Here is a 23,589-nt window from a genome sequence, read left to right as displayed (position 1 = left end):
ACACATCACTTTTCTATTATTTATCTTACAAAGCAAAGCCCGTGTGGGTCTACAGCAACATGATTCGCTTGTGTCAGCAAAATAGGATACATAGAAATGTGTTGACCTAAGTAAACTTATTTTTATAAGGTCAATTGACCTCAAGACCTACTCCCATCAACCTTTTTCCAATTCACTCTGTGATGAACATCTGGCAATATCACTCTTTCTAGAAAATTGTCAGAATAATTTTATTTTGAGAGCCAACTTCTCCCCATCCTATCTTATGCTATTTTTAAGAATGAACAGAGGAAAAAGAGGGAACATAATCTCTCAAATCCTTTATACTTTTTAACATCATGTTAAGAGGTTTGAAATGTCAGTTTGATAACCTGTCCAATGCTGAATGACAATTCAGTATGATAAAATTTAAAATATTCTAAAAACAATTTCTCTATGAAGAGAAATGTTTGGAGGTAAAGACATGTCCAACATGACAAACGGTCTTCAAAAAAATCTGAAAACAAGACATATTTCAATGATCTCCATTGCTGGGGTTATTGGCGCAGGGCTATTTGTTGGTAGCGGCGCTGTCATTCATTCTGCAGGGCCTGGAGCCATTCTTTCCTATTCTTTTGCCGGACTTCTGGTGATCTTTATTATGAGAATGCTTGGAGAAATGGCATGCGCCTATCCGACAAGCGGTTCCTTCTCACAATATGCGAGTGATGCCATCGGTCCTTGGGCCGGGTTTACAATTGGCTGGCTTTACTGGTTCTTCTGGGTCATCGTCATCGCCATCGAAGCCATTGCCGGTGCTGCCATTATTCAGTATTGGTATGGAGATGCACCTGTTTGGCTCACAAGTCTTATCCTCACTATCCTCTTAACATTAACAAATATCTTTTCTGTTAAATCTTTTGGCGAATTTGAATACTGGTTCTCATTAATAAAAGTCGTCAGCATTATTCTCTTTCTACTCATCGGTTTTGCATTTATCTTTGGTTTTGGCGGTCATCATACTGCAGGTCTTGCCAATTTAACGGGGAACGGTGGTTTCCTTCCAAATGGATTCAGCTCTGTTTTACTCGGAATTGTCGTCGTCATCTTTTCCTTCATGGGAACCGAGATTGTGGCAATAGCGGCCGGAGAATCAGCAGACCCAGTCAAGTCTGTGACAACAGCTACCCGCTCTGTTGTATGGCGTATCATCGTGTTCTACGTCGGATCCATCGCTGTCGTTGTGACCTTGCTTCCATGGAATTCAGCGAGTATTTTAACAAGCCCGTTCGTTGCGGTATTAGAATACATCGGCGTTCCATCAGCTGCTCAAGTCATGAACGTCATTGTTTTAACAGCCGTTCTATCTTGCTTAAACTCTGGGTTGTACACAACGTCCAGAATGCTTTATTCATTGGCAGAAAGAGGCGAAGCACCGAAACGCTTTATGAAAATCAGCAAACGTGGTGTTCCCGTAGCGGCTACAGTCGCAGGCACCTTCTTTTCCTACATTGCCGTCATGATGAACTACTTTTATCCTGAAACCATCTTTTTGTTCTTAGTCAATGCATCCGGCGCCATTGCCCTTCTTGTCTACTTGGTCATTGCTGTTTCACAATTAAGAATGCGCCGTAAAATCGAAAAAGAAAATCCAGAGCAGCTCAAAATCAAAATGTGGCTGTTCCCATATCTCACGTACTTTACCATTTTGGTCATTTGCGCCATCTTGGCATCGATGCTGTTTATCGAATCAATGAGACCACAGCTCATTTTGACAAGTATCATTACCTTCGGTGTGCTTGCCGCTTATTTCGTCTTTAAACCGAATAAAAAAGTGCCTGCAAATGCAGCGCTTGAAAATAAACACCCGTAATGCTCCCGCTGAAAAGCGGGTTTTTTTATTTTATTCACCTATTTTCATGTCCGCACTTATACTGTATCAAATTGGATTATAAGTGAGGATTAGACGACATGAACCTAGAAAAATTTGTTGACGAGCTTCCAATTCCAGAAGTCGCGAAGCCCGTCAAAAAGAACCCAAGACAAACGTATTATGAAATTGCTATGGAGGAGGTATTCCTAAAAGTTCATAGAGACCTGCCCCCAACCAAGCTATGGACCTATAATGGCAGTTTGCCTGGTCCAACCATTCAAGCGAATCGAAATGAAAAAGTCAAAGTGAAATGGATGAACAAATTGCCGTTGAAGCATTTCCTGCCGGTCGATCACACCATTCATGCCGGCCATCATGATGAACCAGAAGTCAAAACGGTCGTTCATCTGCATGGCGGCGTCACACCAGCAAGCAGTGACGGCTATCCAGAGGCTTGGTTTTCACGAGACTTTGAAGCAACCGGCCCCTTCTTTGAACGAGAGGTATACGTATACCCAAATCATCAGCAAGCCTGCACATTGTGGTATCACGATCATGCGATGGCATTGACACGATTAAATGTGTACGCCGGCTTAGCTGGGTTTTATTTGATCTCTGATGCGTTTGAAAAGTCCTTAGAGCTGCCGAAAGATGACTATGACATTCCTTTAATGATCATGGACCGTACGTTTCAGGAGGATGGCTCACTGTTTTATCCTAGCAGACCAAACGACACGCCAGAAGACAGTGACCTACCAGACCCATCCATCGTGCCCTTTTTTTGTGGAGAAACGATTTTAGTCAATGGAAAAGTATGGCCTTATTTAGAAGTAGAGCCGCGAAAATACCGCTTTCGTATCTTAAATGCGTCCAATACTAGAACTTACGAGCTGCATCTAGATAACGACGCCACAATCTTGCAAATTGGTTCCGATGGGGGCTTTTTGCCAAGACCTGTTCGCCATCAATCCTTTAGCATCGCACCTGCTGAACGTTTCGATGTCATCATCGACTTTTCAGCTTACGAAAACAAAACGATCACTCTCAAAAATACAGCCGGCTGCGGACAGGATGTGAATCCTGAAACAGATGCGAACATTATGCAATTCAAAGTCACACGTCCGCTAAAAGGGAGAGTACCTAAAACATTACGTCCGATTTTCAAACCGCTGCCAACGCTTCGGCCAAGTCAAGCTGATAGAGAGCGTACACTCACACTTAGCGGCACGCAGGATAAATACGGCCGCCCTATCCTATTGTTGGATAATCAATTTTGGAATGACCCTGTCACCGAAAATCCTCGTCTTGGCAGTCTAGAGGTTTGGTCCATCGTCAATCCAACCAGGGGCACACACCCTATTCATTTGCACCTTGTTCAATTTAGGGTTTTAGACAGAAGACCATTTGATACAGAAGTCTATCAATCGACAGGAGAAATCGTGTATACAGGACCAAACGAAGCGCCTCCTTTACATGAACAAGGCTACAAGGACACCATTCAGGCGCATGCTGGTGAAGTCATTCGGATCGTTGCTCGATTTGTTCCATACAGCGGCCGATATGTGTGGCATTGTCATATTTTAGAGCATGAAGATTATGACATGATGAGGCCGATGGATATCATTTAATAAAAATGAAACCACTCTTCCCGTAAATGCGTAGAAACTTGTATAAAACTTCTGATACACCAAAGGGCTAACGGACATCCATTCATTAGCCCTTTCAAAATGGAATAATAAATCGCATGAATGGTTTCTTTGAGCATTCAACACTTAAAATGTTGACGCAGCAAACCGATAATACTACTATATACCCATTGCATCTATCAAAAGGCACATAAGCCACAATGAACGAACAAATGGAAAATTGCGATAAAAAACGGAGGAGTTCAATTTGAATGAAGAAAAAGAGACTTGCCAGGTCACACAAGAAACAGCGGCAGGTAACATAGAAAAGCTTTCAATTCAGGAAAACGAGAGCATTTGGTCAAATATTGAACAGCTAACAATTGAACTCGGTGAACAAAAAGAATTCAACCACTTCATTTTAGATGAAAAACAAAAGGCCATCAGTACATTATCTGCCCTCATTACAAAAGGCGATTGTGATGAAGAATTAAAGACTCATTTTGAACAAGCATTACATATCGGACTTTCTGTCATAGAGATCATGGAGATTATTAAGCACTGTACAAAAGTTGCTGGATTCCCTCACTCCATTAATGCCCTGTTTATCTTTCAAAATTTATTAGACAATAACACCAAATAAATCAGTGAAAACGAGAAGTCATCTGTCCTCTCGTTTTTTATGTACACTCATATTACTCTCTTTCTTTTCCTCTGTCACATAAGCAAAATACGAAAATACCACACGTTTCCTGCTTAAAAATTGCTTTCCCTTCCATGAATTCCTCAATTTCACCATCATTTCAAGCGGCAAAATAAAAAAACGTCCAGTTATATCAAATAACTGAACGTACCCTTTATCGATTGACAGTGAAATTGTTAACAATTCCGCCATCCTTCTCCCAAGCGGCTTCCACTGTTTTCTTCTTGATATTGTATTCAAATATCGTTCTTACCTTTGCTTTTCGTCCGGTGTCATCCTTTAATTCCTTTGCGTTTTTAGCAACACCTAAGAAATAAACAGAAGATCCGTCCGTAGAAAATTGCGGCTGTGCGGCACTTAAAATATGCACATTCTTACTGTTCTTAACGAGTGTCGCCTGTTTTCCTGTTTCTACATCAAGCATTTTAATAGAGGATACTTCTTTTTCGTTTCGCACCTTCACTTCTGTATAAATCAATGTCTTATGATCTGGTGAAAATGAAATATCATTGATCGTTTGCGAGATACGTGTAATACGCTTCCCCTTCGCACCTGTTTGAAGGGTGATCTTCATGGTCGTTGGTTCAGGGTCTCTTCCCTTTTCATTCGCTTCATCGGTTTTCTTGTAATCTTCTTTTAAGGAATAATGCTGGATTGCCAGAAGGTTTGACGCCGGATCATAAGCAAAAGAACTCACCGTATCATCCTTGCTTTTTTCTGGATATAACACCTTCATTTTTTGTGTGTTCAAATCATAAGAAGCGACATAAAATTGTTCGCCAGAATCCTTATTATACCTGAGATATAACTGCTTCCCGTCCCCAGACAGCCTCATACTGTCGATGGAATCATCACTCGTAAACAGCGTTTTTTCTTCATCTGTTTTCACATTCAATTCTCGAATACTCACTTTTTGCGTGTCTTCATCCGTATACGTGTAATATAAAAGCTGTTTCGTAGAATCATAAGCAATCGAAGGATATGCTGTCAGTTTCTCCGTATGAAGCGCCCGGTCATGCAGGTAATACGTATTGTTTAACTGTTGATCTGTAAATGAAACGAGTAATTCGTCTTTTGCATCTTGATTTGTTTTCACTTTTCCTGCATGCTTTGCCTCTTGCCCCGGCTTCATCATGAAGAAAATGACTGCCGCAATCACTGCGACTCCGATGACCGTGATGATCCACCATGTTGATTTTTTCATTGCCTTTCAGACCCTCTCTACAAGAAAAGAAGCCAGAAAATGAACTTTTCCCGCTTCTCTGCATGCCTATGTATTAATAAGTGTAATGCCCTTTTACGACACCTTTACTTGTTTTATACCCTAGTGCTTTGAATGCTTTTGGACTGACGTCTAATACAGCGTTTGGCATTCTGCCTACATCATATTTATATACTGTAATCACTTTATGTGGTTTCGCTTTTGTTGTCACTCTAAGTTTTGTACCTTTTTTCGGTACGTCAAATCCCATTTTAGTTGCTGCATCCCAATGACCGAGTTTTTTTCCATCTGCGCCCTTTTTACCGACACCATTATACCAAGTAATATTGCCGCTTACTTTTTTTGCACTTGCTCCATGTGAGAAACTAAACGCCAAAAATAAACTAGCTACTGTTACGATTGTCGCGATAAGCTTTTTATTCATTAAAAAATCCTCCGTATTTGGTTTCTGCACTTATTATACATGAAGATGCCCCCAGTTATTTTACAGTCACATTACAATTCGGATACAAGTTGACCACTTTATGACCGATTTTGTTCACAAAAAATACCAAAATCGGCCAAAACAATGTAAGTAGCCCCTCTCTTTCATTTTATATAATAAAAGTGAATCCAATTTAAGGAGGAATTTTTATGAAAAAGTGGTTCATCGTTTTGAGTGTAAGTTTGGCCTTCGTTTTGATGCTATCAAGTATCCCTGCCTCAGCAGCTGGTCCCCGTCACGGTGCGATTGTGACACAAACGGATGAAGCCAAATGGTCAGGTATCTCTGCTGATATTGTGCTGCCGAAAACAGCCACTATTAAAAATGGCTATGCGGACTGGTACCTCGGTCTCGGCTCTGCCGTTGTAGAGAGCGGTATTTCAAAAACGTCTTCTGGCTATAAGGTCTTTCTTGGCAGCGGCTCACAAGGCGGCAGTCAATACTGGAACAGTGAGTACGATAAGAGCATTACGGATGGTGCACGTGTCAACTTAAAGCTCATCAACAATGGTGATGGCACAGTGTCACTATACGTCAATGGGAAATTGCGCTATAAGCAGCCTGTTTTCAACCCTAGTCGTCTGAAAAACCTCGATGTCGTCAAAATGGTTCACGGCGTCCAAGATAATGGAACAAACAGCTACTCACAAGCAAGTTTCTCGAATGTACAGCTTCGTGCGAATACTTCAGGAAGTGTCTATAAAAAATGGGATGGAACAATCAAATCATCGCTTTTACGTAAAAATTTAGAGTCTGGTGCTGCGGCTCCTAAATTCACCGTCATTTCTTCTGTTCCATTAAGTACAAGCCTTTCAGCACAATAAGAAAAAAGCGCCCTATTTTGGGTGCTTTTTATTGTTCACAGCTTATCAACACTTCTCTTTTAATCAAAACTAGGATTCGTGGTAACATAAACATACATACTTCGCAGAAAAAAGGAGAACGAACGTGAGAAAAAGTCTACTTGTTTTCATGAGCCTAGTTGCAAGTCTCTTCATACTAGCAGCTTGCTCGAATACGACAAACGAACAAAAAACAGAAACGAAGACACTTCCAACGATTAATGAACGCATTCAAAAAGAAACGAAAGAAGTCATGGAACAGTCTAAACTTATAAAAGACACGGATATCACTGTTGATCAAAAGAAAAAAGTCATTTCTTTAAATGTAACAGCTTCCTCTGATACCAATAGTGATTACGCTGAAGTCATCGGTTTAAACTTTGCCAAGACGCTGGCTATCGGGGCATCAACTGAAAAAGAAAACAATCTGCACAAACCAGAAAATGACAGCCTTGGCGCCCTCTATTCCTTTTACGACCTAAACATCACCGTAAAACAAGAAAACGGCAAAGTACTGGCAAAAGGAAAGAAAAAAACAAATGAAACAAAAATCACGTGGGAAAGAGCCCAATAATTTATGGTTTTTTACGATGAAAAAAGCTTGTAGAGGACTTCTCTACAAGCCTTTTTTCATGTTTATTCAGTCAAATCGTCTCTCATCGCATCGACTAGTGTGTGAATATCTGAGTGAGTCCTTGATGCTATTCGTACCAACAAATCATCTATACACTCATACAAATGATGTTCCCTCAAAATATACTCCTTATAAAATGGAATGACAAAGAAATAGAGCAAATCAGCCAATTCAAGTGCAACGTTATCGTCATCCTCATCTTCTAACGCCTGTCCAACACTTTCAATCAACCAAATCAAATCTGCTTTCTTTTCAATCGGGACATACATCAGTAAATGAATATCATCCGTATCCTTCGTTTGTAAAATCCGCTCAGCCGCTTCCTTTGACAGCGCCCCAATTTCTGTAGAAGATATATTAACAACCGCTAATTCATCCTCTGATCTCACTTGATTCATTTGCAGCAAGTTTTGGTCCATCTCGACTCACTCCCCATTCTCAGATACCTTTATTATAAGGAATTGATCTGATTTTTTATGGAAATAGTGGATTTTTTTATGTAATTTTAAAGAAAATGTGACATTATAAGCCAAGATATCTCATTTCTCTCAAAACAAAAAAAAGCACTCTTGATCATAAGAGTGCTTTTCTCATACATCCTTTACTCTCTCTTCATCGCCTCAGCCATTTCCAGGTCACCCTCTGCTTCCAACTTTTCAATGATGTGAGCATAATCCCTTTCATGGCGATTTTGGCTTAGTTTAAAAGCAGCCTGAACTTCATCAATGATGATTTTAAAGCCCACAATCCCTTTCATTTGTTTCTCTAACAGTTCATCAGACAATGTATCCCATAAAACAGGCTGTTCTCTGTGGCTTTCGTATGTTTCCAGCATCGTGGTTAATTCTTTTACCAGTTCCCCTTTTTCTAACAGCACAGCCTTTCCATATACATGGACAGCCTGATAATTCCATGTCGGTACGGCTTCTTTTTCATACCATGAAGAGGATATATAGGCATGCGGTCCTTGAAAGATGACGAGCACCTTCTCATTTTCTTCAAACGTTTTCCACTGTGGATTTCCAATCGCCATATGCCCTGTAATCACATACGAATCTTCAACTTGATGAAAACTCACTGGAATATGTGTCGCAATGGGTTTTTCATCCGTTGTGGTCACAACTGTTGCAAATGAATTTGATTGAATAAATGATTTGATTTTCTCCATATCTTTCATTTGAAAAAATGATGGAACATGCATGTTCTCTTCCCCCTTTTAGATCAGCTCAGTGTTTTGGTCATAATGAGATCCATTTGCTCTTCGTCCCCCATAAGGAATGCATGCACTCCTGTTTGAACAAACCCTAGCTTTTGATAAAATGCGATGGCCGCTTTGTTGTGCTCCCACACCCCAAGCCAAACATCACGTTTATGATATTTCTTCGCGATCTCAAAGGCTTGATTGATTAAATATCGGCCTAATCCTTGTTTTTGAAAGGACTGCTTAATATAAATTCTTTCAATCTCTAACGCTTCACTTCCCATCTCTTCTGACTGCGCATCATCCATATTGACCTTCAAATAACCAGCAACTTCGCCATTCACTTGAACAAAATAGAACTGTGAAGATGGATGATGTAATTCTTTTAACAGCTGGTTCGGATGAAATGCTGTCTTTACGTAAGCATCGATATGTTCCGCTTTGTTTTGATTCTGAAAGGTTTCTATAAATGTGTCGATACCGACTTTTTGCAGCTCTTCTATATGCTGTTCATTACATGGAATAAAAGTGACGGTCATTGAAGTCATCACTCCTTATCATTTAGTAGCGTCTCTTATTTCCTTTTTTCACATAATCCCAATCTTTTTCGATATTTTTTCTCACCCTTAGAAGATACTCATATATCTGTTCTGCTTCCTCTTCAGAAAATCCATCCAGCGCTACTTGATTCGAATAATCATTTTCTCGTTTGATCATTGGATATACCGCTTCCCCTTTATCAGTGGGAAACAGCTTTTTGATTTTTTTATTCACTCGATCATCTTTCTTCTCAATAAAACCATGCAGTTCTAATTTTTTGATAGCACGAGCAGCCGTTGTTCGATCCACCTTGATCATTTCCGCCAGCTTTTCCTGAATGATGCCAGGCTCTTCACAGATACGCACAAGATACAAATACTGCCCCTTCGTTAAATCGTACTCTTTAAATTCAATATTACTTATAGAATCAAGCGCCCGAGCGATGACGCCAATCTCTCGCAAAATCTCTCTCATTTATCACGACTCCTTTTGTTGCATTTACAACATAAAACATAACAATATTATAGTTTATTTTTGTTGTAAACACAATAAAAAAACACCTTCATTGAGAAAGTGTTTTTTCATTTTCTTTATTTCGCTCGTTTCTTTAATAGTGGTAATCGTTACAAAAAATAACGATCTCTGATCATCGCGAACGAAGGTGGTTAGGCAATGGGAAAAAGAAGAAGAGAGCTCATAATATGCCACTACATTTTATCATATATATTCGTTGCTAGAAGATAATTTCCCTTTATGCAACCGCCTCTTTTTATAACATAATCTCTCCAGTTTTATTAGCCATTATTCGTAAGAGTCCACATAGATTAAAATTAGAATTTTTACCTTTAACAACCATCATTAAAATGATGAATATAATGGTTTAATTTAGGAACTATAAAAAGGTGACCAATCGTCAAGAAAGGAAGGTCGCTTAATGAATATTTTACAATTAGGGAGGATGACAATGGGAATTTTAAGTGGAAATCCAACGGATGAACCTATGCACTATGGTGAAGTGTTTGGTACATGGTCTTACTTGATGGTAGCTAAAGGTTTAGTTGCTGGTTATCAAACCCACTTAAACCATGCAGGTGACGAAGACTTACAAAAATTAATTGAAGAAGCTATTCAGGGTGGGCAACAAGAAATCAAAGAAATTGAAACTTTATTAAAAGAAAATGGAATCGGCTTACCTCCAACACCTCCTGAACGACCTAAAGCTTGTATAGACGATATTCCAGTAGGGGCACGTTTTCAAGATCCAGAAATAGCCGCTGGCCTTTCGGCGAACATTGCGGCAGGCTTAGTATCGTGTAGCACAATTATGGGGCAATCCATTCGAGAAGACATAGCTATGATGTTTGGACAGTTTCATGTTCAAAAGACAGCACTTGGAGCAAAAGCCCTTAGACTTAACAAAGAAAAAGGATGGTTAATTCCACCACCTCTTCATCATAGCAAAGCAGAAGATTGCTAATCATAAGATGATTAAACATTAAAGAGTAGACTTTTAGGGTTTACTCTTTTCTTGCTAAGCTTTAAACTTTCTACAAATTGAAAACTCTCCGTCACTCTCTTTACAGTCACTATATTTTTCCATTCCCATCGATTGCCTCTGAGCCAACATCATCAGCACTAGAAGATCAATTCCTTTAATATACCTAAAAATATCTTCCTCAGATTTAAAAGCTCCTATTACTATAGGTTGTTTAAACATTGATAGCAACTAACCAGTGGTTTAAAAACTTCGAGAGTAGCCTTTCTCTTTTATAGGAATATCTATACTCATATGACTGTTAATATGGAAGAAAAGGCCTCCCAACAGTTTTGCAAACTGATGAAAGGCCTTCTTCTATAGTTAACTTATTTGTCACAGGTTGCCTTGTTTTTAATAACACAAGGACAAATATGACGACAAGAAAAGCATATTATTATTTCAGACGTTGATATAACAAGGTTTTGAAACCCTGATTACATCATGCCGCCCATACCACCCATGCCGCCCATGTCTGGCATTCCGCCGCCTGAGCCGCCTTCTTCTGGTTTGTCAGCAACGACTGCTTCAGTTGTTAGAAGCATTGCTGCAACAGAAGCTGCGTTTTGAAGTGCAGAGCGAGTTACTTTTGTTGGGTCAACGATTCCTTTTTCGATCATGTTTACCCATTCGTTTGTTGCTGCGTTGAAGCCTACGCCAATTTCTTCGTTTTTCAAGCGCTCAACGATGACGGATCCTTCAAGACCTGCGTTGTGAGCGATTTGACGGATTGGCTCTTCAAGAGAACGTAGAACGATGTTTACACCTGTTTGAACGTCACCATCTGCTTCGATTGAAGCGACTTTTTTGTATACATTCACAAGTGCTGTACCACCACCGGATACGATACCTTCTTCAACTGCTGCACGAGTTGAGTTCAGTGCATCCTCGATGCGGAGTTTGCGCTCTTTTAGTTCTGTTTCCGTTGCAGCCCCAACTTTGATGACAGCGACGCCGCCAGCTAGTTTTGCAAGACGTTCTTGTAATTTTTCTTTATCGAATTCAGAAGTTGTTTCTTCTACTTGCGCACGGATTTGGTTGACGCGTGCTGCGATTTGAGCAGAATCTCCTGAGCCTTCTACGATGGTTGTGTTTTCTTTTGTCACAACAACTTTAGACGCGCGGCCAAGCTGACCGATTTCAGTTGATTTCAGGTCAAGTCCTAGGTCTTCTGTGATTAACTCTCCGCCAGTTAGAACAGAGATGTCTTCAAGCATTGCTTTACGACGGTCACCGAATCCAGGTGCTTTGACTGCCACTGCGTTGAATGTACCACGAAGTTTGTTCACAACAAGAGTTGCAAGTGCTTCGCCTTCTACATCTTCAGCAATGATCAATAATGGTTTTCCTTGTTGTACAACTTGCTCAAGTACAGGAAGGATTTCTTGAATGTTCGTGATCTTTTTATCAGTGATTAAGATGTAAGGATTTTCAAGAACCGCTTCCATCTTATCAGAATCAGTCACCATGTATGGTGAAGCATATCCGCGGTCAAACTGCATTCCTTCAACCACTTCAAGCTCAGTTGTGAACCCTTTAGATTCTTCGATTGTGATCACGCCGTCGTTACCTACACGCTCCATTGCTTCAGCGATTAGGCTGCCTACTTCTTCATCTGCTGCAGAAATAGACGCAACTTGAGCAATTGATTCTTTGCCTTCGATTGGTTTAGAAATCTCGTGCAAGCCTTCAAGTGCTACTTTCACTGCTTCTTCGATCCCTTTACGAACGCCAACAGGGTTTGCACCAGCTGTTACGTTTTTAAGACCTTCACGGATCATTGCTTGAGCTAAAACTGTTGCAGTAGTTGTACCGTCACCAGCTACGTCATTTGTTTTGCTTGCAACTTCAGCCACAAGTTTTGCACCCATGTTTTCAAATGCATCTTCTAATTCGATTTCTTTTGCAATTGTTACACCATCATTTGTGATAAGTGGTGAACCGAATTTTTTCTCAAGAACCACGTTACGTCCTTTAGGTCCTAAAGTTACTTTTACAGCATCTGCAAGTGCATCTACACCACGTAACATCGCACGACGTGCTTCTTCACTGAACTTAATATCTTTTGCCATAATAACGAAACCTCCTCAGTCTTTTTAGAAATATATCTCAATGTTTTTTTATGTGATTAACCAATAACAGCTAAAATGTCGCTCTCACGAAGGATTAAATATTCTTTGCCTTCATATTTCACTTCAGTGCCTGCATATTTTGAGAAGATAATGCGGTCGCCTGTGTTTACTTCTAACGCAACGCGCTCACCACTTTCAAGTACACGACCTGAACCTGCTGCAACAATTTTACCTTCTTGCGGTTTTTCTTTTGCAGAATCCGGTAACACAATACCGCTAGCGGTTTTTTCCTCAGATTCAACGAGTTCAATGATTACGCGATCGCCTAATGGCTTTAACATAAGAAACAACCTCCTCAATTTTTATATGTAGTCTTTTTTAGCACTCATCACCAGTGAGTGCTAACACATTTATTATAATAAAGAATGTCTTCTGTAATTTCAAGTAAAAACCTTTAAAAATTTTTACGCTTTCATGATCTTTTTTCAACTCAGATTCTTTCCTTTTCATCGAAAAAGAAGACTTGTGTTACAATAAATCTAGTTCTTTTAGTAAAGGGGTTTTCGTTACTTGAAAAAACAATATTGGTACATCATCTTAACGTATATATTGGTGCAGGTTTCTGCGATTCCTTATGTGTTCATCATGAAATGGTTAGGATTCATTCAGACACCGATGACACAAACAGAGCTCTCTAAATTGTCAGGAACATGGACAATCATCAGCTTCTGTATCGGATTAATCATTATTCTGCTCATTCTTCGGACTGTGCCAAAAGCTTCACTTCGAAATGAAGCACCGGTTTCAGTCGGGGTAGCTATCGCCTGGATCATTGGCGGTTTCTTTCTTTCCCTCTTTGCACAATCGATTGCAGGAGCGATTGAACAATATGCATTTGGCATTGGCCGTGAATCCGAAAATACTCAAGCCATCTTATCCATTATGGATGCAGTTCCATGGCTTGTAATTGTCATCGCCCTGATTGGACCGATATTAGAGGAAATCATTTTCCGAAAAATCATTTTTGGTGTGATTTATGAAAAAACGAACTTCTTTATTGGAGCGCTTGTCAGTTCAGTGGTATTCGCAGCTGTACACAATGATTTTGCTCATATCTTACTTTATACTGCGATGGGCTTTACATTTGCCTTTTTATATGCGAAAACAAAACGTATCATCGTTCCAATCGGTGCACATATGCTGATGAACTCGCTCGTCATTCTTGTGCAGATTGAGCCAGTAAGAAAAATGATTGAAGAACAATCTCAAACAATGCAAATGATTATTGGAGGCTTTTTCTCATGAGAAACCCTGTCGTATGGGGCGTCATTTATTTTGCCGTAGGTGTTGCTTTCACCTATATGGCCATTCAAAATCCAGGTGACATGTGGTCATTTTACAGCATTTTGCTGATGGTGTTTGCGGCCTATAATATCAATATCGCGTTTAAAATGTTTGCCTTCTCTGTCAAACTCAAAAAACAGCAGCAAAAATAAATCAAAAACCATTTTCTAATCTCTGGAAAATGGTTTTTTTATGGAGGACAAGTTTTCATGGAACAAGAAAAACTGAACATCTTAAATGAGCAGCATGAAGCGATTGGAGTTGCACCCCGTTCAGATGTCCACGCCCAAGGCCTTTGGCATGAAACCTTTCATTTCTGGCTTCTCAAAAAGGAACATGACACCGTGTATCTCTATTTTCAGCTAAGAAGCCCCGCAAAAAAAGATTTTCCTGCTCTGTTTGATATCACAGCAGCAGGCCACCTTCTTGCAAATGAACAGCCTTCTGACGGTATGAGAGAGGTAAAAGAAGAGCTTGGTCTTTCTATCCCTTTTGAGGATCTGAACTTTGCAGGAGTTATACAGGATGAAATCCATCTGCCAAATTTCATCGATCGTGAATTTAGCCATGTGTATCTTTACATTCATCAAGAAGAAGAGATGAACGTTCAATTACAAAAAGAAGAAGTCGCTGGACTTTACAGAGCAAAGCTAATGGATGCACAGCAGCTTTTCATGAGAAAATGTGAAAATATTCATCTGGAGGGCTTTAAAGTGGATGAAGCCGAAGAACAACGTGAGGAAAACAGAGTAGTCTGTGTACAAGATTTTGTCCCGCATGAGCCTACCTATTATCAACATCTATTTCAAGCGATCAATCAATTCCTTTCACAATAGAAAAAGCATCGTGACCCTTATTTGGATCACGATGCTTTTTTATGAGACATCATAATTTTCTTTCTCCTCTGTCTCTGTTTGCTGCATTTTGCGATAGGTCACTCTCGAAATGACAATACTCACTTCGTACAAAACGAGCATCGGCAAGGTAACCATGAGGTGAGAAACGATCTCTGGCGGTGTAATCAGTGCGGCAATGACAAGGAGGACAAAATAGGCATACTTCCGTATTTTTGATAAAAACATCGGTGTGATGATGCCAAGTCTTGTGAGAAACATCAACACAACGGGCATCTGAAACAAAAAGCCAAATGGAAGTGTTAACTGCATCAGAAATGTAAAATACTCATGAATCCCAATCACTTGCTCTACATTTAAATCATTCGACATCCGCATCAGAAAATCGACGACAAAGGGAAACAAAATAAAATAAGAGAAAGCCACACCGCTCAAAAATAAAAGCAGTGCAATCGGAATGTAAGCAAGTGTCACCTTTCTTTCTTTATCATATAAGCCAGGACTCACAAATGCCCATAGCTGATATAAAATCACGGGACACGTCAAAACCAAAGCAATGACAAATGCGAACTGCATAAACACGTACAGAGGATCTGTGAGCTTAAACGCGTTCAGCGTCAGTGTCGCCGCTTCATCCGTATTTTGTAAATACACAATGACCGGCTTAGCGAGAAAAAAACCTGCCACCATAAAGGCAACAAAAAACATCGCAATGATCACTAAACGTTTTCGCAGTTCCACAATATGCTCCATAAGCGGCATATCTTTGACATTCATGAAGCTCATCCTATTCTACTGATCTTCTTTTTTCTTATTTTCTTCCTGATCATCAGCTAAACCTTTTGTGGCATTTTTAAATTCACGTAATGTATCTCCTGCTGCTCTTCCTAATTGAGGAAGCTTTTTCGGCCCAAAAATAATGAGCGCAACAATCGCAATCAGAACCAAACTTCCAGGACCAATCGGACCCATTTGCTCCACCCCCTTTACCCCTTTTCGTCAATCCTCCTGTGTAACAGAGTAATGCTTTAAGAAATACACAAGAGACTGAAGTTCAACCGCCAAATCTATATGATGAATTCGAATGTGTTCCGGCACATTCAATCGAGCCGGCGTAAAGTTAAGGATTCCTTTGATGCCAAGGGCAATCAAACGATCTGTAATGGATTGAGCTGCTACGGCAGGTACTGTCAAAATGGCAACAGGAATATCTCCTACCTCTTGAACATGCTCTTCAAGCTTATCCAAATCATAGACAGGCACGCCGCCTATCTCACTTCCTATTTTACTCTCATTGACGTCAAAAGCCATTGAAATTTTTGTATTATTATTTTTGATGAAATTATAGTGTAAAAAAGCAGTCCCTAAATTCCCGACACCGATGAGCATGACATTGGTCATTTCATCTTGGTCAAGTGTCTTTCTGAAGAAGGTCAAGAGGTAATCGACATTATAGCCATACCCTTTCTTCCCAAGTGCACCAAAGTACGAAAAATCTCGGCGAATGGTGGCAGAATCCACTTTGACTGCATCACTAAGCTCTGCCGATGACACCCTTTGTTTTCCTGATGCATGCAGATTTTTTAAAAAACGGTAATATAGCGGCAAACGTTTGGCTGTCGCTTGTGGAATTTTTGACTGATCTATATTCATATAAGGTCCTCCAACTTAAATATCAGATGCTCTGTGAAAATCACCGTTTTTCCCGCCTGTCTTTTCAATTAAATAGGTAGGACCGATGATCATGCCTTTATCAATCGCTTTGCACATGTCGTAAACGGTCAGTGCACATACTGAAGCAGAAGTGAGCGCTTCCATCTCCACACCCGTACTTCCTTTTGTTTTCACCTGTACTTGTATGTTCAGAATGTACGCATTTCCGTCTTCCTCCCAATCAAAGGAGATATCCACGCCTTTTAGTGCAAGCGGATGACACATTGGAATGATGGTAGATGTTTGCTTTGCTGCCATGATGCCAGCAACCTGTGCAACAGACAGCACATCCCCTTTTCCAATTTCACGTTGTTGTATTTTATGAAACACTTCTTTTATCATACGAACGCTTGAAGCAGCAACGGCGGTTCTCACTGTAGACGATTTGTCACTAATGTCGACCATCTTTGCTCTTCCCTGTTCGTTAAAGTGGCTAAATTGACTCATCTTTCAACGCTCCCTCACTCAAATGATACACTATTTTTTCCTATCTGTCTTTCATTTGAATATGGCGATTGTATGTAACATTTGCCGGTTTACTGCTGATAAGCTACACTTAACATATTATAGCAGAGGTGAAGTTACATGATGATTCTACAAGTGAATCAGCTGTCCAAATCGTTTGGTGCTGATACCGTTTTAACGAATATAAAATTAGAAGTCAAAGCAAGGGATCGGATTGCCATTGTAGGTCGTAACGGCGCAGGCAAATCCACGCTTTTGAAAATCATTGCCGGTCAATTGTCTTACGAGCAAGGTGAGATCATCAAACCGAAAGACCTATCGATCGGCTATTTAGCACAGCATACCGATGTGACATCTACACGTACGTTAAAAGACGAATTATTATCGGTTTTTGATCATTTAAAAGGGATAGAACAAGAGATGAGAATCATTGAGGAGAAAATGGCTTCCTCCACAGGTTCTGAGCTGGATTCCCTCATGAAAACCTATGACAGACTGCAGCAGGAATTTAAAGATCAAGGCGGCTATCAATACGAAGCAGATGTCCGCTCCATTCTTCATGGGCTGGGCTTTAGTCACTTTGAAGATGAGACAACCGTTCAATCCTTAAGCGGCGGCCAGAAAACCCGTCTAGCGCTTGGAAAGCTCTTATTAATGAAACCAGAACTCTTAATTCTGGACGAGCCGACCAACCATTTAGATATTGATACCTTATCATGGCTGGAGCAATATTTGCAAAATTATACAGGCGCCATTCTGATCGTGTCCCATGACCGCTACTTCTTAGACAAAGTGGTGAACCATGTGTATGAAGTCTCAAGAACTGCCATGAAAAAGTTCGCAGGCAACTATAGTAAGTATCTTGAACTGAAAGCTGAGCAGCTAGAGCGTGATATGAAGCTCTACGAAAAGCAACAAGGAGAAATCTCAAAGCTCCAAGACTTCGTAGATCGCAACCTGGCAAGAGCCTCAACCACAAAGCGCGCTCAGAGCAGACGCAAGCAGCTGGAACGGATGGATCGTTTAGATAAGCCATTAGGTGATGAAAAATCCGCAAACTTTCATTTTGATATTACGAGACAAAGCGGCAATGATGTGCTGAAGGTACATGATCTCGACATTCGTTATGATGAAAAAACACCGCTCCTATCCTCCCTTTCTTTTCAGATCAAACGTGAGGATAGCGTGGCACTCATTGGTCCTAACGGGATCGGGAAATCAACCCTTTTAAAAACGTTAACGAACACATTAACGCCTGTAAAAGGCGACATCACCTTTGGATCTCATGTCACGATCGGCTACTATGACCAAGAACAAGCCAAACTGACATCATCCAAAAAAGTGCTCAATGAGCTTTGGGATGACTATCCTCATATGAATGAAAAAGAAATTCGGACATGTTTAGGGAATTTCCTTTTTTCTGGTGATGACGTCTTAAAGCCCGTTCATGCATTAAGCGGTGGAGAAAAAGCCCGGCTTGCCCTGGCAAAGCTGATGCTCCAAAAAGCCAATTTCCTAATACTTGATGAGCCTACGAACCATTTGGACTTAGATAGTAAGGAAATTTTAGAGAATGCGCTGATCGATTATCCAGGAACCATCTTATTTGTTTCGCATGACCGTTATTTTATTAATCGACTAGCAACGAAAGTATTCGAGCTGTCGCGAGCGGAAACAAAAGAATACCTTGGTGACTATGACTACTACCTTGAAAAGAAAAATGAACAATTAGAGCTTGAGGCGCTTCAAGAAAATGAACCGCTTAAAAAACAAGCAGCAAAGCCAGTAGAAACAGCAAAGCTTTCTTATGCGGAAGAAAAAGAACTGAAAAAGAAAGAAAGACAAAAGCAGCGCAGAATCGAGGAAATTGAAAAGCGGATTGCTGTCATTGAAGAGAAACTTGGTGAAAATGAAGAGCTTCTATGTGATCCTGCTATTTTCCAAAATCATGAGAAGGTCCAAGACATTCAAACAGAAAATGATACGCTTAATCAAGAGCTTGAATCACTTTTCGCGGAGTGGGAAGAGCTATCCGAATCTTAAAGAGTGCCCAAATGGGTGCTCTTTTTTCTTTCAGTGAAAATTTATTATCCACATTAATATCCACAAAAACTTCTTTGTTATTCTTAAAAATTTTGAACTTATCCACTTTATTCACAGGTTTTTAACCACATATCCACACAAAATTTCTTTTTTATACACATTCTCTTCATTTTAAAACAAAATTTTCAAATAATTGTGGATATATAACGTTTACATGTGAATAAATCGCTTTCATTGAAAATGAAAAAAACCTGTGTATCCACAGGAGTTTTCATTCATATGAGACAAGCGGTAAGCCCGGCTGGCCATTCATCGCCATATCGCCTCTTATTCCCTTTTCAAACGCAATGGTTCCAGCAGCAGCGATCATGGCTGCATTGTCTGTGCAAAGAGATAACGGCGGAATAATGACCTTCACGTCAGGTAGCTTTGTGAATGCTGTCGTCAAAGCTTCTCTCAGTCCTTTATTGGCAGCGACTCCACCAGCTAGGACAACCTGCTTTACGCCATAGGCCTCAGCCGCTTTTAATGTTTTCCCAACAAGCACCTCAATGACGCTTGCTTGAAAACTTGCTGCCAAATTCTCTGGAGCAATTGTTTCTCCCTTTTGAGATGCATTGTGTAATGTGTTAATTACAGCTGATTTTAATCCACTAAAGCTAAAGTGATAGGAACCTTCTTCAAGCCATGCACGAGGAAGTTTAATCGTTGGCTCTCCTTCATGTGCTAACCGATCAATATGAGGTCCACCTGGATACGGGAGACCCATCGTCCGAGCCACTTTATCGTAGGCTTCTCCAGCCGCATCATCTAATGTTTCTCCGATGACCTCAAAAGATCCATGCTCCTTCATTAGCACAAGTTCAGTATGTCCACCAGAGACAACAAGAGCCAAACATGGAAACTGTAATTCATCTACAAGCTGGTTTGCATAAATATGCCCAGCAATATGATGTACACCAACAAGAGGAATCTGATGAGCAAAGCTTAGTGCCTTGGCTGCGTTGACACCGATCAGAAGGGCACCGACTAAGCCCGGTCCTTCTGTGACAGCAATGGCATCTAAATCCTGAAAGCTCATATTGGCCTGTGTCATCACTTCTTCCAATACGATGGTAACTTGTTCCACGTGATGTCTTGAAGCGATTTCTGGTACAACACCGCCAAATCGTTTATGACTTTCTATTTGCGAGGCTACAACATTCGCCACAATTTCTTTCCCATTTTTTACAATGGATGCAGCTGTTTCATCACAGCTTGTCTCTATACCTAATATGAATCGATCTGTTTGTTCACTCATTTATATTCACCCACATGACCAATGCATCTTCCCCATTATCCGTATAATAATTCTTTCGAATAGAAGCTGGTCTGAAACCAAGCTTTTCATAAAGGGATTGTGCAGGTGTATTCGAAACCCGCACCTCTAAAGAAAGATGATCTGTCTTTTTTTCTTTGCAAAATTCCATGACATATCGCAGCAATGCTTCCCCGTAGCCCTTTCCTCTATGCTCAGGGAGAATCGCAATGTTCGTAATTTGTGCATCGTCCATGACGATCCAGACCCCGCAATACCCAACAGGCTGTTTATCTTCTTCAATGAGGAAATAATGGCTGTACTGGTTATGGAGAATCTCATAGACAAATGATTCTTTTTTCCAAGGTGCAGTAAATGAATGCACTTCAATCGTATACACCTCTGGAATGTCCGCTACCGTCATTTTTCGAATCTCTGTTATGTTGAGATTATTTTTGTCCTTCAAGCCATTTCACTTCCGCTTCTGCCAAACGAATATAGTTAGGAACAAGCTGATGAACATCTTCAGCAGGACGATCTGTCCCTAAAAACGCAAGCATTGAAGGTCTTGGGTTTTGAAAAGCTCCCTCTGCTATCACAGCAGTTTCTCCTAAAATGGAGCGAATGCTCTCTTCATGAAGATGCACATCCTGCCCAAGAAATAGGACAGGCTTTCCTGTCTGCTTCAGCTCATGAAGCCAATCCGTGAGCAAGATATTTTGGTCTGGTTTGATCTCTTTAATTTTTCCTTCTTCAAACGTATATAGCCCAGTATAAACTTGTCCTCTTCTCGCATCAAATAGTGGCGAGATCCATCCATCAAAGTATTGACCATTTGCCGCAAGTGTTTCTAAACTTGAAACAGCCGATATCGGGATAGACAGCGTCCACGCGAGTGTTTTTGCAATGGTCACACCAATTCGGACACCAGTGTAGGAACCAGGTCCTTTCGCTACAACGATTTTACTTAGTTCACTTGGCGCTACACCACATTCTTTCATTAATGCCTCAACAGTCGGCATCGCTCGGACGGAATGGTTCTTTTTTAAATACGTGATGCTCTCACCAATCACTGTGGAACCTTTTACAAGGGCAATTCCTAGTGTATGGTTAGACGTATCAATTGCCAGTATGGTCAAATTCTTTCATCTCCTTACAAAGGGTCTTATAGCGTTCCCCTTTTGCACTAAACGTGAGATGACGTTCTTCTTCACGTTCTGTTCTCAGCATTTCTATTTTCAAATAGGTGGAAGGCAATTGAGGTCCAATGAGATGTGCCCACTCAACCAAGCATACACCTTCGCCCTCAAAATATTCTTCGAGCCCAATATCTTCTTCCGCATCTTCCATGCGGTACACGTCCATATGATAAAGTGGCAGTCTGCCATCGGTATATTCTTTAATAATCGTAAAGGTAGGGCTGTTGACGATACGGGTAATCCCTAAGCCTTCTGCAAAACCTTTTGAAAAAGTAGTTTTGCCTGCACCTAAATCCCCTTCTAATGTCAAAACATCGCTTGGCATCACAAGTTTGGCCAAAGCAGCGGCAATTCGTTTCGTCTCATCCGCACCTTTTGTCGTCCATGTTAATTTCACAGTTATGTCACCTCATTTCTTAAAATGATTATATCCTTTTTTCATTAACATTGTTTGCTGTTTATTGTCTTTTAATATAACGCTTGCTGATTGATCACCTTTGACTTGTCCAATGCGTTTGACTTGAATGTCTTCTTTTCTACATTGCATTTCAAAGCTTTCCCAATCAGCCTCTGGAATCGTACCAGTTAATACAAAGTCTTCCCCGCCAAATAACACCCATTCCAGCCAGTCTTTACGCAGCACTGGTAAATCTGGATGTGTGGGGAGCTTGTTTGCTTCTATCTCTATCGTCACATGACTCGCTTCGGCTATCTCATTCAGCTCACTCGCTAATCCATCACTCACATCATTCAAGGTGACCCGTGGGAAGCTTGAGCAAATATGTCCAGCAGCAATGTGAGGCTGAGGCTTTTTATGACGATCAAGAAAAAAGGCTTTGTCGACTGCCTTGGTAGGGGTTACTTCGTTCATTAAAAGTGATAAGCCAGCAGCTGATGAACCAAGCTCACCTGTGACAAAGACGACGTCTCCTGTCTGAGCACTGTGACGATAACAAGCTGTTCCCTTGGGAACCTCGCCAATGACCGTCACTGTAATGACAAAGTCACTGCGAGTGGCGACTGTATCTCCACCAATTAAATCCATATGATAGGTGTCAGCCAATGCTTTCATTCCCTCGTAAAGAGCTGAGACGATCGTCTCATCACCATGAGGGGGGATCGCAATCGATACAAGATAATACTTTGGGGTTCCTCCCATTGCGGCGATATCACTGACATTGACCGCTAGTGCTTTAAAGCCAATCTCAAAAGGTGTGGAAAAATCAAAGCGAAAATGAACATACTCCACCATTGTATCAACACAAACGACCTCTTCACAATGTGAATGAGGTTGATAAACACTTGCATCATCACCGATGCCCATAACCAAAGAACGCTGATGTGTTTCTTTTGGTGTAATTCGGCGAATAAGATCAAATTCATCCATAAAAAGCAGCCCCTTCATGCAATCAATTGATTGAGTAGACACGATGTCAGACATAATTAGTATTAGTGTAAGCCAATATGAGTTTCAATTCCAATTAAAAATGATATAAAGAAAGCCTGGTATGAAAAAACCAGGCTGGGTTGAAGTGATCTATCTTTTTCTTTTCACATAACGTGTAGCCAAACACAAACCAATTCATTGCATCTTGGATACGTACGAAAAGAAAAAGACATAAAAAAAAACGAAACTATACGTTTTCGTTTACAAGTCATAAAAATGGCGGTCCGGACGGGACTCGAACCCGCGACCTCCTGCGTGACAGGCAGGCATTCTAACCAACTGAACTACCGGACCATTTTGGTTGCGGGGGCAGGATTTGAACCTGCGACCTTCGGGTTATGAGCCCGACGAGCTACCGAACTGCTCCACCCCGCGATGATATAAATATGACAAGCTTGGCGGCGTCCTACTCTCACAGGGGGAGACCCCCAACTACCATCGGCGCTGAAGAGCTTAACTTCCGTGTTCGGTATGGGAACGGGTGTGACCTCTTCGCTATCGCCACCAAACCTGATGGA

The 23,589-nt window shown here is 40.7% G+C and carries 27 protein-coding genes, 2 tRNA genes and 1 rRNA gene; 10 read left to right on the top strand and 20 right to left on the bottom strand.

Going from position 1 to position 23,589, the window contains the following annotated elements; genetic code table 11:
• The first annotated feature begins 463 nt into the window (after nucleotides 1-463).
• The 3 genes from gabP (at nucleotide 464) to C6344_RS16560 (ending at nucleotide 4,120) form a co-directional block, all read left to right on the top strand.
• Nucleotides 464-1,852, top strand: a complete 1,389-nt coding sequence (gene gabP, locus C6344_RS16570) for a GABA permease (RefSeq protein WP_034664831.1) — start codon at nucleotides 464-466, stop codon at nucleotides 1,850-1,852.
• A gap of 98 nt (nucleotides 1,853-1,950) precedes the next feature.
• Complete coding sequence (locus C6344_RS16565; RefSeq protein WP_060595661.1) at nucleotides 1,951-3,480, top strand: multicopper oxidase family protein; 1,530 nt, start codon at nucleotides 1,951-1,953, stop codon at nucleotides 3,478-3,480.
• A gap of 265 nt (nucleotides 3,481-3,745) precedes the next feature.
• Complete coding sequence (locus C6344_RS16560) at nucleotides 3,746-4,120, top strand: carboxymuconolactone decarboxylase family protein (protein WP_034664837.1); 375 nt, start codon at nucleotides 3,746-3,748, stop codon at nucleotides 4,118-4,120.
• A 214-nt stretch (nucleotides 4,121-4,334) separates the two neighbouring features.
• Here the strand turns inward: C6344_RS16560 and C6344_RS16550 are convergent, their stop codons facing one another.
• The gene (locus C6344_RS16550; RefSeq protein ID WP_066031250.1) at nucleotides 4,335-5,384 is read right to left on the bottom strand and encodes a hypothetical protein; all 1,050 of its coding nucleotides are present in this window, start codon (nucleotides 5,382-5,384) and stop codon (nucleotides 4,335-4,337) included.
• 73 nt (nucleotides 5,385-5,457) lie between these two features.
• Entirely contained in the window at nucleotides 5,458-5,826 is a 369-nt protein-coding gene (locus C6344_RS16545) for an RlpA-like double-psi beta-barrel domain-containing protein (protein WP_003213878.1), read from the bottom strand.
• A 209-nt stretch (nucleotides 5,827-6,035) separates the two neighbouring features.
• On the opposite strand from C6344_RS16545, the gene C6344_RS16540 reads away from it, so the two are divergent.
• Together C6344_RS16540 and C6344_RS16535 are read left to right on the top strand one after the other, a co-directional pair.
• Complete coding sequence (locus tag C6344_RS16540; protein ID WP_034664848.1) at nucleotides 6,036-6,710, top strand: hypothetical protein; 675 nt, start codon at nucleotides 6,036-6,038, stop codon at nucleotides 6,708-6,710.
• 124 nt (nucleotides 6,711-6,834) lie between these two features.
• Entirely contained in the window at nucleotides 6,835-7,302 is a 468-nt protein-coding gene (locus C6344_RS16535) for a hypothetical protein (RefSeq protein ID WP_066031251.1), read from the top strand.
• Nucleotides 7,303-7,364: 62 nt separating this feature from the next.
• Here C6344_RS16535 and C6344_RS16530 read toward each other — a convergent pair whose 3' ends face one another.
• From C6344_RS16530 to C6344_RS16515, 4 genes are all read right to left on the bottom strand, one after another.
• The gene (locus C6344_RS16530; protein WP_066031252.1) at nucleotides 7,365-7,781 is read right to left on the bottom strand and encodes a hypothetical protein; all 417 of its coding nucleotides are present in this window, start codon (nucleotides 7,779-7,781) and stop codon (nucleotides 7,365-7,367) included.
• 182 nt (nucleotides 7,782-7,963) lie between these two features.
• Complete coding sequence (locus tag C6344_RS16525) at nucleotides 7,964-8,563, bottom strand: FMN-binding negative transcriptional regulator (protein ID WP_066031253.1); 600 nt, start codon at nucleotides 8,561-8,563, stop codon at nucleotides 7,964-7,966.
• A 20-nt stretch (nucleotides 8,564-8,583) separates the two neighbouring features.
• Nucleotides 8,584-9,102: a spermidine/spermine N(1)-acetyltransferase gene (gene paiA, locus C6344_RS16520; protein WP_034664865.1), complete on the bottom strand. Its 519-nt coding sequence runs from the start codon at nucleotides 9,100-9,102 to the stop codon at nucleotides 8,584-8,586.
• A gap of 22 nt (nucleotides 9,103-9,124) precedes the next feature.
• A complete protein-coding gene (locus C6344_RS16515) occupies nucleotides 9,125-9,577 on the bottom strand; it encodes a MarR family winged helix-turn-helix transcriptional regulator (RefSeq protein WP_034664870.1) in 453 nt (150 codons plus the stop codon).
• Between the two features lie 490 nt (nucleotides 9,578-10,067).
• Here C6344_RS16515 and C6344_RS16510 point away from each other — a divergent pair, with 490 nt between their 5' ends.
• Nucleotides 10,068-10,580, top strand: coding sequence for a DUF3231 family protein (locus tag C6344_RS16510; RefSeq protein WP_060595652.1), 513 nt, complete (start codon nucleotides 10,068-10,070; stop codon nucleotides 10,578-10,580).
• A gap of 494 nt (nucleotides 10,581-11,074) precedes the next feature.
• On the opposite strand, the gene groL is transcribed toward C6344_RS16510, so the two are convergent.
• Both groL and groES read right to left on the bottom strand, forming a co-directional pair.
• Nucleotides 11,075-12,709 carry a chaperonin GroEL gene (gene groL, locus C6344_RS16500; RefSeq protein WP_034320371.1) on the bottom strand — a complete coding sequence of 545 codons (1,635 nt, stop codon included), beginning with the start codon at nucleotides 12,707-12,709 and terminating at the stop codon, nucleotides 11,075-11,077.
• A gap of 56 nt (nucleotides 12,710-12,765) precedes the next feature.
• Nucleotides 12,766-13,050, bottom strand: a complete 285-nt coding sequence (gene groES, locus C6344_RS16495) for a co-chaperone GroES (protein WP_003214120.1) — start codon at nucleotides 13,048-13,050, stop codon at nucleotides 12,766-12,768.
• A 229-nt stretch (nucleotides 13,051-13,279) separates the two neighbouring features.
• Here groES and C6344_RS16490 point away from each other — a divergent pair, with 229 nt between their 5' ends.
• Genes C6344_RS16490 through C6344_RS16480 form a run of 3 tightly spaced genes read left to right on the top strand, consistent with a single transcriptional unit; the run spans nucleotide 13,280 to nucleotide 14,889 of the window.
• Nucleotides 13,280-14,014, top strand: a complete 735-nt coding sequence (locus C6344_RS16490) for a CPBP family intramembrane glutamic endopeptidase (RefSeq protein WP_106071923.1) — start codon at nucleotides 13,280-13,282, stop codon at nucleotides 14,012-14,014.
• Nucleotides 14,011-14,205 (top strand): YdiK family protein, encoded by a 195-nt coding sequence (locus C6344_RS16485; RefSeq protein WP_034664886.1) that lies wholly within the window; start codon nucleotides 14,011-14,013, stop codon nucleotides 14,203-14,205. The genes C6344_RS16490 and C6344_RS16485 overlap by 4 nt, the downstream gene beginning before the upstream one ends.
• A 57-nt stretch (nucleotides 14,206-14,262) precedes the next feature.
• The gene (locus tag C6344_RS16480) at nucleotides 14,263-14,889 is read left to right on the top strand and encodes an NUDIX hydrolase (protein WP_106073101.1); all 627 of its coding nucleotides are present in this window, start codon (nucleotides 14,263-14,265) and stop codon (nucleotides 14,887-14,889) included.
• Nucleotides 14,890-14,928: 39 nt separating this feature from the next.
• On the opposite strand, the gene tatC is transcribed toward C6344_RS16480, so the two are convergent.
• From tatC to moaC, 4 genes are read right to left on the bottom strand one after another with little or no spacing between them, the layout of a single operon-like run.
• On the bottom strand, nucleotides 14,929-15,693 hold the full coding sequence (gene tatC / locus C6344_RS16475; protein ID WP_223250516.1) for a twin-arginine translocase subunit TatC: 765 nt from the start codon (nucleotides 15,691-15,693) through the stop codon (nucleotides 14,929-14,931).
• Between the two features lie 6 nt (nucleotides 15,694-15,699).
• Nucleotides 15,700-15,879, bottom strand: a complete 180-nt coding sequence (locus C6344_RS16470) for a twin-arginine translocase TatA/TatE family subunit (RefSeq protein ID WP_012009077.1) — start codon at nucleotides 15,877-15,879, stop codon at nucleotides 15,700-15,702.
• Nucleotides 15,880-15,906: 27 nt separating this feature from the next.
• Nucleotides 15,907-16,560, bottom strand: coding sequence for a redox-sensing transcriptional repressor Rex (locus tag C6344_RS16465; RefSeq protein WP_008355687.1), 654 nt, complete (start codon nucleotides 16,558-16,560; stop codon nucleotides 15,907-15,909).
• 15 nt (nucleotides 16,561-16,575) lie between these two features.
• Nucleotides 16,576-17,067 carry a cyclic pyranopterin monophosphate synthase MoaC gene (moaC, locus tag C6344_RS16460; RefSeq protein WP_066031256.1) on the bottom strand — a complete coding sequence of 164 codons (492 nt, stop codon included), beginning with the start codon at nucleotides 17,065-17,067 and terminating at the stop codon, nucleotides 16,576-16,578.
• Between the two features lie 138 nt (nucleotides 17,068-17,205).
• Between moaC and C6344_RS16455 the strand changes: the two genes are divergently transcribed.
• Complete coding sequence (locus C6344_RS16455; RefSeq protein WP_106072623.1) at nucleotides 17,206-19,128, top strand: ABC transporter ATP-binding protein; 1,923 nt, start codon at nucleotides 17,206-17,208, stop codon at nucleotides 19,126-19,128.
• Nucleotides 19,129-19,399: 271 nt separating this feature from the next.
• Here C6344_RS16455 and tsaD read toward each other — a convergent pair whose 3' ends face one another.
• The 8 genes from tsaD to rrf all read right to left on the bottom strand — a co-directional run bounded on the left by tsaD (nucleotide 19,400) and on the right by rrf (nucleotide 23,580).
• A complete protein-coding gene (gene tsaD / locus C6344_RS16450) occupies nucleotides 19,400-20,428 on the bottom strand; it encodes a tRNA (adenosine(37)-N6)-threonylcarbamoyltransferase complex transferase subunit TsaD (protein ID WP_034664904.1) in 1,029 nt (342 codons plus the stop codon).
• A complete protein-coding gene (gene rimI / locus C6344_RS16445) occupies nucleotides 20,421-20,849 on the bottom strand; it encodes a ribosomal protein S18-alanine N-acetyltransferase (RefSeq protein WP_024424460.1) in 429 nt (142 codons plus the stop codon). Before rimI ends, tsaD begins: the two co-directional genes overlap by 8 nt.
• A 25-nt stretch (nucleotides 20,850-20,874) precedes the next feature.
• Nucleotides 20,875-21,564, bottom strand: coding sequence for a tRNA (adenosine(37)-N6)-threonylcarbamoyltransferase complex dimerization subunit type 1 TsaB (tsaB, locus tag C6344_RS16440; RefSeq protein ID WP_106071927.1), 690 nt, complete (start codon nucleotides 21,562-21,564; stop codon nucleotides 20,875-20,877).
• Nucleotides 21,545-22,021 carry a tRNA (adenosine(37)-N6)-threonylcarbamoyltransferase complex ATPase subunit type 1 TsaE gene (tsaE, locus tag C6344_RS16435; protein ID WP_106071928.1) on the bottom strand — a complete coding sequence of 159 codons (477 nt, stop codon included), beginning with the start codon at nucleotides 22,019-22,021 and terminating at the stop codon, nucleotides 21,545-21,547. The genes tsaB and tsaE overlap by 20 nt, the downstream gene beginning before the upstream one ends.
• Nucleotides 22,022-22,033: 12 nt before the next feature.
• Nucleotides 22,034-23,011 carry a thiamine-phosphate kinase gene (thiL, locus tag C6344_RS16430; RefSeq protein ID WP_060595644.1) on the bottom strand — a complete coding sequence of 326 codons (978 nt, stop codon included), beginning with the start codon at nucleotides 23,009-23,011 and terminating at the stop codon, nucleotides 22,034-22,036.
• A 277-nt stretch (nucleotides 23,012-23,288) separates the two neighbouring features.
• Nucleotides 23,289-23,365 (bottom strand) — tRNA-Asp (locus C6344_RS16425).
• Nucleotides 23,366-23,369: 4 nt separating this feature from the next.
• A tRNA-Met gene (locus C6344_RS16420) sits at nucleotides 23,370-23,446 on the bottom strand.
• A gap of 18 nt (nucleotides 23,447-23,464) precedes the next feature.
• Nucleotides 23,465-23,580 (bottom strand): 5S ribosomal RNA (rrf, locus tag C6344_RS16415).
• Nucleotides 23,581-23,589 lie beyond the last annotated feature (9 nt).

The organism is Bacillus sp. GBSW19, assembly GCF_002998655.1.
GTDB lineage: Bacteria > Bacillota > Bacilli > Bacillales > Bacillaceae > Bacillus.
This window is presented reverse-complemented; position numbering and strand designations above follow the sequence as displayed.

Coding starts and splice junctions, on each gene's coding strand:
- gabP (WP_034664831.1), top strand. CDS start 464: ATGTCCAACATGACAAACGGTCTTCAAAAAAATCTGAAAACAAGACAT.
- C6344_RS16565 (WP_060595661.1), top strand. CDS start 1,951: ATGAACCTAGAAAAATTTGTTGACGAGCTTCCAATTCCAGAAGTCGCG.
- C6344_RS16550 (WP_066031250.1), bottom strand. CDS start 5,384: ATGAAAAAATCAACATGGTGGATCATCACGGTCATCGGAGTCGCAGTG.
- C6344_RS16545 (WP_003213878.1), bottom strand. CDS start 5,826: ATGAATAAAAAGCTTATCGCGACAATCGTAACAGTAGCTAGTTTATTT.
- C6344_RS16540 (WP_034664848.1), top strand. CDS start 6,036: ATGAAAAAGTGGTTCATCGTTTTGAGTGTAAGTTTGGCCTTCGTTTTG.
- C6344_RS16530 (WP_066031252.1), bottom strand. CDS start 7,781: ATGGACCAAAACTTGCTGCAAATGAATCAAGTGAGATCAGAGGATGAA.
- C6344_RS16525 (WP_066031253.1), bottom strand. CDS start 8,563: ATGCATGTTCCATCATTTTTTCAAATGAAAGATATGGAGAAAATCAAA.
- paiA (WP_034664865.1), bottom strand. CDS start 9,102: ATGACCGTCACTTTTATTCCATGTAATGAACAGCATATAGAAGAGCTG.
- C6344_RS16515 (WP_034664870.1), bottom strand. CDS start 9,577: ATGAGAGAGATTTTGCGAGAGATTGGCGTCATCGCTCGGGCGCTTGAT.
- C6344_RS16510 (WP_060595652.1), top strand. CDS start 10,068: ATGGGAATTTTAAGTGGAAATCCAACGGATGAACCTATGCACTATGGT.
- groL (WP_034320371.1), bottom strand. CDS start 12,709: ATGGCAAAAGATATTAAGTTCAGTGAAGAAGCACGTCGTGCGATGTTA.
- groES (WP_003214120.1), bottom strand. CDS start 13,050: ATGTTAAAGCCATTAGGCGATCGCGTAATCATTGAACTCGTTGAATCT.
- C6344_RS16485 (WP_034664886.1), top strand. CDS start 14,011: ATGAGAAACCCTGTCGTATGGGGCGTCATTTATTTTGCCGTAGGTGTT.
- C6344_RS16480 (WP_106073101.1), top strand. CDS start 14,263: ATGGAACAAGAAAAACTGAACATCTTAAATGAGCAGCATGAAGCGATT.
- tatC (WP_223250516.1), bottom strand. CDS start 15,693: ATGAGCTTCATGAATGTCAAAGATATGCCGCTTATGGAGCATATTGTG.
- C6344_RS16470 (WP_012009077.1), bottom strand. CDS start 15,879: ATGGGTCCGATTGGTCCTGGAAGTTTGGTTCTGATTGCGATTGTTGCG.
- C6344_RS16465 (WP_008355687.1), bottom strand. CDS start 16,560: ATGAATATAGATCAGTCAAAAATTCCACAAGCGACAGCCAAACGTTTG.
- moaC (WP_066031256.1), bottom strand. CDS start 17,067: ATGAGTCAATTTAGCCACTTTAACGAACAGGGAAGAGCAAAGATGGTC.
- C6344_RS16455 (WP_106072623.1), top strand. CDS start 17,206: ATGATGATTCTACAAGTGAATCAGCTGTCCAAATCGTTTGGTGCTGAT.
- tsaD (WP_034664904.1), bottom strand. CDS start 20,428: ATGAGTGAACAAACAGATCGATTCATATTAGGTATAGAGACAAGCTGT.
- rimI (WP_024424460.1), bottom strand. CDS start 20,849: ATGACGGTAGCGGACATTCCAGAGGTGTATACGATTGAAGTGCATTCA.
- thiL (WP_060595644.1), bottom strand. CDS start 23,011: ATGGATGAATTTGATCTTATTCGCCGAATTACACCAAAAGAAACACAT.